Origin of the sequence: Candidatus Poriferisodalis multihospitum, from assembly GCF_028283155.1 — a bacterium.
In the GTDB taxonomy this organism is placed as follows: Bacteria; Actinomycetota; Acidimicrobiia; order Acidimicrobiales; family Poriferisodalaceae; genus Poriferisodalis; species Poriferisodalis multihospitum.
Map to the genome: position 1 here is coordinate 1 of NZ_JAPYOK010000021.1, position 7,481 is coordinate 7,481.

At 66.0% G+C, this 7,481-nt stretch carries 7 protein-coding genes; all 7 read right to left on the reverse strand.

Annotated elements, in window-relative coordinates:
• Positions 1-897: NAD(P)/FAD-dependent oxidoreductase (locus VI480_RS00685; protein WP_323670884.1), on the reverse strand; the 897-nt coding region annotated here is incomplete at its 3' end.
• A gap of 4 nt (positions 898-901) precedes the next feature.
• Positions 902-1,051: a hypothetical protein gene (locus VI480_RS00690; protein WP_323670885.1), complete on the reverse strand. Its 150-nt coding sequence runs from the start codon at positions 1,049-1,051 to the stop codon at positions 902-904.
• A 69-nt stretch (positions 1,052-1,120) separates the two neighbouring features.
• Entirely contained in the window at positions 1,121-2,722 is a 1,602-nt protein-coding gene (locus VI480_RS00695; protein ID WP_323670886.1) for a DUF3556 domain-containing protein, read from the reverse strand.
• Positions 2,723-2,727: 5 nt separating this feature from the next.
• The gene (locus VI480_RS00700) at positions 2,728-3,618 is read right to left on the reverse strand and encodes an ABC transporter ATP-binding protein (protein ID WP_323670887.1); all 891 of its coding nucleotides are present in this window, start codon (positions 3,616-3,618) and stop codon (positions 2,728-2,730) included.
• Positions 3,615-4,100 carry an ATP-binding cassette domain-containing protein gene (locus tag VI480_RS00705; protein WP_323670888.1) on the reverse strand — a complete coding sequence of 162 codons (486 nt, stop codon included), beginning with the start codon at positions 4,098-4,100 and terminating at the stop codon, positions 3,615-3,617. Before VI480_RS00705 ends, VI480_RS00700 begins: the two co-directional genes overlap by 4 nt.
• Positions 3,989-6,178, reverse strand: coding sequence for an ABC transporter permease (locus VI480_RS00710; protein WP_323670889.1), 2,190 nt, complete (start codon positions 6,176-6,178; stop codon positions 3,989-3,991). Before VI480_RS00710 ends, VI480_RS00705 begins: the two co-directional genes overlap by 112 nt.
• A 121-nt stretch (positions 6,179-6,299) precedes the next feature.
• On the reverse strand, positions 6,300-7,481 hold a 1,182-nt coding region (locus VI480_RS00715; RefSeq protein ID WP_323670890.1), incomplete at its 5' end, for an ABC transporter substrate-binding protein.

Below are 7,481 nucleotides of genomic sequence, written 5' to 3' on the forward strand. Positions count from 1 at the left end.
CCGCCACGGCACGTCGCCCTCGATCGCGAAGTCGACCTTGAACGCCCCCGGGCCGTGGCGGAACCGCCGGTAGGCACGGGCAATTCGACGCGGCAACCGATCGCCCAGGATGTCGGCGGCGATCGACGGCGACACGTCGAGCAGCAGCAGGTCAGTGGGCGGCAGTTCGGCCACCGAGCGAACCCGAACCCCGGTCTCGACCCGCCCCCGGTGTGCCGTCAGGTCGGCAACGAGCGCATCCGCGATCGCTTGGGAACCACCCTCGGCGACGACCCAACCGTACTGGTGGCCTGCGGCCAGGATCATCAGCCCAACCGCGCTGGACATGGGATGGTCCAGGCGCCAGAACGCGTGCGCAGCGACGCCCGCCCACAATGCCCGCGCCTGCTCGCTGCGCCAGAAACGGTTCACCACCGTGGCGGGCGTCGCAGACACCGCCCCGAACCGGGCGGTCAGCAGCGGATGGTGTGGCACCCGTAGCAGCGGCTGCGTGATGTCCTCGAACAGCGCGTCGAGATCTTTGGTCAGCGCCCCGAAGAGTCGGCGCCAGCGAGCTCCGTCGCCGCCCAGCCCCACCGCGGTCTCGTCGATGGACTGGTACAGCACCCCGGCCGAGTCGTTGTCGAGCGGATGCGCGCAGTCAACCGCTGGCGCGCACCACCGCAGACCGAGCGCCTCGAGGTCGAGCCCACGCAGAAACGGCGACGCGGCGGCCACCGGGTGCACAGCGGAGCACTGGTCGTGCACCAGGCCCGGCACGATGGCCTCGGCGCTGCGCGTCCCTCCCCCGATGGTGTCGGCCGCCTCCAGCACCGTCACGTCCACGCCGGCCCTGGCCAAGTGGACCGCAGCGGCCAATCCATTCGGACCGCTGCCGACGACCGTCGCCGTCGTCACCGCGTTAGCCGGTGTCGACTGCGGGCATCACCACACCGTCGGCAGTCTGACGGGGGATCAGCCAGTTGCCGTCGTGATCGATGGACGGCACCTTGCGGGCATCGCCGGGATGCGGCACGCCCTGAGGCTCGTAGCCCTCCTTCCGCCACGTCACCGTGTGCGGAATCGGGCCGTCAGGCAGCCACGGCTGGGAGTTGTAGGCGTCGTCGTGGCGATACCAGCCCTAGGCCGGCCGCGACTCGGTGAACACCGCAATCACGTCGCCGGGCTCGTACTGGCACCGCTCCTGCCACGCCGCGATCAGCCGCTCGTCCAGGCAGTGCCCGTCGCCGAAATTCCACCCCGTCAGCACGTTGCTCAAGAACTCGCCCTCGCGCTGAATGCGCTTGTCGAGATCGTCGACGTGGCACATCAGGCCGGAGATGTGCATGCGGCCCATCGGGTGCATCATGCGGAACGCCACCGCCTTCTGAATGAAGATCTCCGAGATCTCAGGGCCGAACAGCGGCTCGAGCTGGTCAATCTGGTTGTCGGCGGACTTCACGATCTTGTCGTTGATCCGGTCTTCGATCTCTTTGTTGCGCAGCGAGAACGTCGCCGCCGCCCAGTTGCCGGCGTACTGCTTCATGCCCACCAGGAAGCTCACGTACTGCGGGCGGAAGGCTCCAAGCACGATGGGCGACAGCGCCGCAATCAGCACCACGACCAGCAGCACCGGCTCCATGTCCCACACCGCGTAGCCGTTTCCGGCGTGGAAGTTCGAAAACAAGAACGCTGAGCAGAATATGAAGAACACGTTCCACTCGAGCGGAACCGCCAGCGGGAACGTCGAGATGATAAAGGTGTGCAGCATCCAGATGGACACGATGGCAATCCACGTCGCCCATCCCCACGGCGAGAACAGCAGCACCAACGGCATGATGAGCTCGCAGGTGGTGCCGCCGATATGGGCCAGCAAGTGCGTCGTTCGAGCCGGCCGGATGTCGCGGGGATAGTCCTTGACTGTCGCTTTGCGGAATCGGTCCCACACCACCCACGGCGTGTTCTGCACCATGATCGACACCGTCGAAGAGAACCCGTGCTGCAGCTTCGAGAAGCCGGCGCCCATCCAGATGATGACGATGAAAACCTTGGCGGCAATGATCATGTCGACGAAGTTGCTGAACAGCGAGAAGCACAGCAGCGTGGGCACGTACTGCTCGGCCCGCGACGACAGGAAGATGATCTTGTCGCGCATGGCCATCAGCAGGATCAAGCCGCAGTAGATCAGCGTCGCCCACTGCGGCAAGATGCCGGTGCGGCCGTCGGGCAGCCCGTCCACCTGCTCGGGTGACAGCACCAGCAGCAGGATCAGGCTGGCCAGGATCAGCTTGTACAGCCCGGTGTCCCAGGGCGTGCGGCGATTGCCCTTGGTGAACGGCACATGGTTGGGGTACGGCGGCACTCGCAGAGTGTCGTTCTGCCACCAGTAGAGGATTCCCCCGATGGGCGGGTCGAAGTGAAAGGCCAGCGGGCCGCAGGTGGCCGCCAGTCCCGTGATCTCGAGCAGGATCGTCCAGATCATCAGCTTCTGGTAGAGGATCGGCTCGTCCCACCAGCCGCCGATGTCGTTGAATTCGAGTCCGGCAGTGAACGCTCCGGCCACGATCAGCCCGAACAGCGCGTACAGGAAGATCTTCCACGCATAGAACGTGCCGGTCTGCTTGGGCGTCCCGAAGCCATGCTCGACCCAGTGCAGCTGCAGCAGCTTCATCCGTTCGAAGAACGGAATCTTCGCAAACTCGTCGAGATCGACATCGGGCAGCTCAGCGGTGCGATACCCCATGGTGATTACCTCTTTCGGCGGACCATCGCCGCGTGTCGTCGTTGTCGTTCGCGTTCGAAATAGAAGTCGTCTTCTGCGGCGGTACGGGTGGAGGCAAGCTTGCCGGACAGCCGTGTCAGCTCACGCTCGCGCACCCGCAGACGCCTCCAAGCTTTCCTCTTGTTCTTGCGCCGCAAACGCTCGATGTGGTCTTCCTCGGTCTCAGACATGCCGGTCAGGTACGTCTCCTCGATTTCGTCGAGGCGGCTGAGGGCATCGGCAGCCGGCAGTTCCAGCAGGATCTGGCCGCGGGCCATCAGGTACATCCGATCAGACACTTGCAGCGCCTTGCGGGCATGCTGCTCGACGATCAAGGCGCCGGTGCCCGTGGTGTCGGCCACCTTGCGGACCGCTCCCAGCAGCCGATCGACGATGATCGGCGCCAGCCCGAGCGACAACTCGTCGGCCAGCAGAATCGACGGTTGGCGGCTGAGCGCCCGTGCCAGCGCAAGCATCTGCTGCTCGCCGCCCGAGAGCATGCCGCCGCGCACGCCCAGCCGAGGCTCGAGCTCGGGGAACAGTTCCAGCGCTGCTTCCACCGAACCGCCGCCCACTCGCAGATTGTCCCGAGCTGACAGCTTGGTGAACACCAAGCGCTCCTCAGTCACCAGCCCGATTCCCCCTCGCCGGATGCGCTGGTACATGGGCGTGAAGGTAGGCGTGTTGCCGAACATCACGATTCCGTCGACGGGCGTCAGCTCACCGGCGATGGTGAGCAGCGTGGTGGTCTTTCCGGCGCCATTCGGTCCGAGCAGGCAGACCACCTCGCCCTGGTGGACCTTCAGGTTCACTCCTTGGACGACCGCCCGGTTGAGGTACCCGCACTTGAGGCTTCGCGTTTGCAGCAGCGGCCTCATGCGCCACCCCCGGATGCCGGCTGTGGCTGCGGCGCGGCGGCCACAACACCATCGTCGGCCTCAGTTCCCAGATATGCGGCTACCACGGCTGGGTCGAGACGGATTTCCTCGGGGGTGCCGACGGCGATCTTGTTGCCGAAGTCCAGCACCACCACCTCGTCGCACACCTCGTTGACGAAGTTCATGTCGTGCTCGACCACCAGCACTGCCATGCCCCAGTCCTGGGCCAGGCGGCGTACCACCTCGGCCAGTTCCTCGCTCTCGGCGGTGCTCAGGCCGGCGGCCGGCTCATCAAGCAGCAGCACGCTCGGGTGCATCGCAACCGCCCGCGCAATCGCCAGCAGGCGGTGCTTGCCGTAGGACAGGTCCTTCACGTCGCGGTGCAGGTCGCCGTCGAGCTGGAACTCGATGATCGCCCGCACGACCTCGGGCGGGAACGGCGGGTTCGACGGCGCCACCAGATCGCGCACGTACGACCGCATGTCTTGAGGGTCGTCTTGCCGGCGCCGTTCGGGCCGATCAGCCCCGTGATGGTGCCCGGCGTGAGGTTGAAGCTGACATCGTTGACCGCTACGACTGCCCCGTAGCGCACGGTCATGTTCTCGATGCTCAGCACGCGAGCCGGAACCCTCGACTGCTCGCTCCCATCGGCATTCTGCTCGGAGACGTCTTCCAGCTCGATGAAGTACGAGCGGCCCCACTTGCGGGCTCGTTTCACCAGCCTGAAGATCTTCACCCACTCGGCGGCGACACCGTCCTTGTACCCGAGGACCATGAGCAAGATGGCGATGCCGCTGATGAGCTGGGTCCAGCGGCCCACCCCGTCCCACGTGGATTCGAGTACTTCCTGGCTGAAGGCAGCGGTCGCCATGGTGGCGCCCACGAACGCACCGAGCAGGTGACCGACGCCGCCCACGATGGCCAGGCCCACGAACAGAATCGAGGTGAGGTTGGTGAACGACGTATAGCTGACCGAGGTCAGCCGGAATGCCAGCACGATCCCGCCCAGCGCCGCTATTGCGGAGCTCAGCGAGAATGCGAACAGCTTCGCCTTGGGCACGTCGATGCCGAGCGCAGTAGCGGCCCGCTCGTTGGTTCGAATGGCGAGCAGGCGCCGCCCGCTGCGCCCACGACGCACGTTCGACACCACCCACACCGCCAGCAGCGCCATTGCCAGCACGAACATGCCGTAGCGCTCCGGGTAGCGAATCGAGCCGATGTCGAGGCCGAACAGCTCGGGGCTGCCGACCTGCGTGCCCTGCACGCCGCCGGTGTATTGACGGTTGCGGAACAGCATCAGCTCGATGGTGGTGCCGAGTCCCAACGTGACAATTGCCAGGTTGATGCCACGCGTTCGCGCTGCCGGCAAGGCGAAGATGAATCCCAGCGGCACGGCGGCGGCGACGCCGATCACCAGCGCCAGCAGGAACGGGATGTCGAACACCGCAACGAGGCGTCCTGACACGTACGCGCCGAACCCCGCGATGGTGTACTGCGCCAGCGAGAGCTGGCCCGCGTAGCCGGTCAGCAGCACAATCGACAGCAGCACGATCGAAACGCCCATCGTGACGGTGAGGGCGTCGATCCACTTGGCCTGCTTGGTGAGCATCAGGAACGCCACCGTGCCGATGCCGAAGATGGTCCAGTCCCACGACATGCGTCCGTTGCCGATCATCGGCAGCTCGCGCAAGAAGTAGTCACGACTCGGCAGCGACCGACCCTTGAACACCAGCACGGCCACAATCACCAGGAAGGGCAGCGACTGCCCCAGCCCTTGCTGGTCGACGTAGCGGCCCACAAGTGTCTGACCGATGCCCAGCGCCAGGCCAGTGGCGGTGGCGATGGGGAACGATCGGAAATCACCCACCAGCGCCGCGGCCAGTGCTGCGAGCACCAGCGATGTCATGGCCGTGACCTGCAACGTGATGATGGGCACCACCAAGATGCCCGCAACGGCAGCAATGGCCGAGCCCAGCGCCCAGTTCTGGATGGCGATCGCATTCGGCGACAAGCCGATGGCCGAAGCGGCTCGCTCGCTCTCGGACACCGCCTCGGTGGCGAGACCGAAATGACTCCGTCGATACATCGCCCACAGCACCACGGCGAACGCGCATGCCACTCCGAACAGGATCAGCCGGTCGACGGTGATCGCAACCTCGCCCCATAGCGTCACCCGGTTGGTGGGCAGCCAACTGGCCACCTGGCGAGCGTTGGAGCCGTACCGGATGACCACGCCGGCCTGGATCAAGATGAGCACGCCCAAGGTGGCGATGACGCGTATCAGCGTGCTGGCGCGACGCAGCGGCCGCATGATCACCCAGTGCGTCAGGGCGCCGAGCAGCGCGGACAGCGCGACGCCGGTCAGCGCCGCCAGCAGGAACGGCCAGCCGGCCCGGTGTTGCAGCTCCCACTGCAGGAAGACGCCCGCTATTGCGGTAGCGCCAAGGGAGAAGTTCAGTACGCCGGTGCCGCGGTACACCACGATCAGGCCTTGGGAGGCCAGCGCGTACAGGGCACCGACCCCGAAACCCAGCAGAGCGAAGCGAATGACCTCGTCCAATGGTTCCCCCGTGGCAGCGGCGCTAAGCCGGCTTGCGCCTGCGCCGGGATGGCGAGTGATCGCTCACTCGGGCCACCCCGGCGCGGGCGCCGGAATCGAGATGACGGTGCTCAGATGACGGTCAGCCGGCGTTGCCGGTGGCCAAGTCGCCGACGTCTTCGAACTCAGTGGTCAGCGGCACAACCTTGCCGTTCTCCAGCTTGCTGAACACGACACTGCGATTGAACAGGCGCTGGAAGCCCGGCAGGCCGTCGGTCCACTCCTGGGTGAAGTCCAGCACCGGCACCATGCCGCCGAGATCGAGGTGATCGGTGGCCGATGCGGCCTGGAAGAACGAGGAGGCGTTGATCTCGCCATCGATGGTCTCGGCGATCTGGGTGAAGGCCGCATACGCCGCCCACGTGCCCATGCCGCCCAGGCTGTTGTAGTCGTGCTCGGTGGTGTCCCAACCGCCTTCCTCGAGGGCCAGCCGGTATTCGTCCCACGGGGCAGTGGAGATGTCGGGGTACATGCCGCCGATGATGTCGCCGTCGGTCGACTCCTCGTTGCCGGCCGCGGAGATCTCGTTCAGGTTGCCCTGCGGGCCGTACTGGCGAGCATCGGTGCCCGACTGGGTCCACGCGGTGTTCCAGGTGATGTACGGCGTCTCGGAGACGATGCCGATCACGCAGTCGGCGTCGGTTGTCGCCTGGGCCACCTCTGAGGAGTAGTCCTGCGCGGTCGGCGGCAAGATGATGATGTCGCCGAAGCTCTGGCCGAGGGCTGCGATCGCGTTCTCCATCGGCGGCAGGAAGATCTGGGCGCCGTCGATGATCACCGCGTTGATCGCCTGGCACCCGTCGTCGATGGCTCGCTTGATGATGCCCACCGCATACATCGGCTGATTGCCGATGGGGAACGAGTGCGGGCTGGTCAGCTCAGACGGCGTGATCGGGCAGCACGGGCCGAACCAGGTGATGTCGGACTCGGCGATCACCGGCACGATGCTCTCGGCGAAGAACGTGAACGAGCCGATCACGGCCACCATGTTCTCCTCGACGGCTTCGCGGGCGCACGCCGCGGCCACTGCGGGGTCGAACATCTCGTCGCACACCGTGACCTCGAGCGGCCGGCCGGCGATGCCGCCCCGGGCATTGATGTAGTCGGCGTAGGCATTCGCGGTGTTCGCGATGTTGTGGTACGTCGGGCCCGCCGCGTTGAGGGTGGTAACCGTCATGACCTTGATGGGCTCACCGCTCGGTGCCGCTTCTGTTGTGGGAGCGGGTGCGGCCTCGGTGGTCGGGGCCGGCGCCGCTTCAGTAGC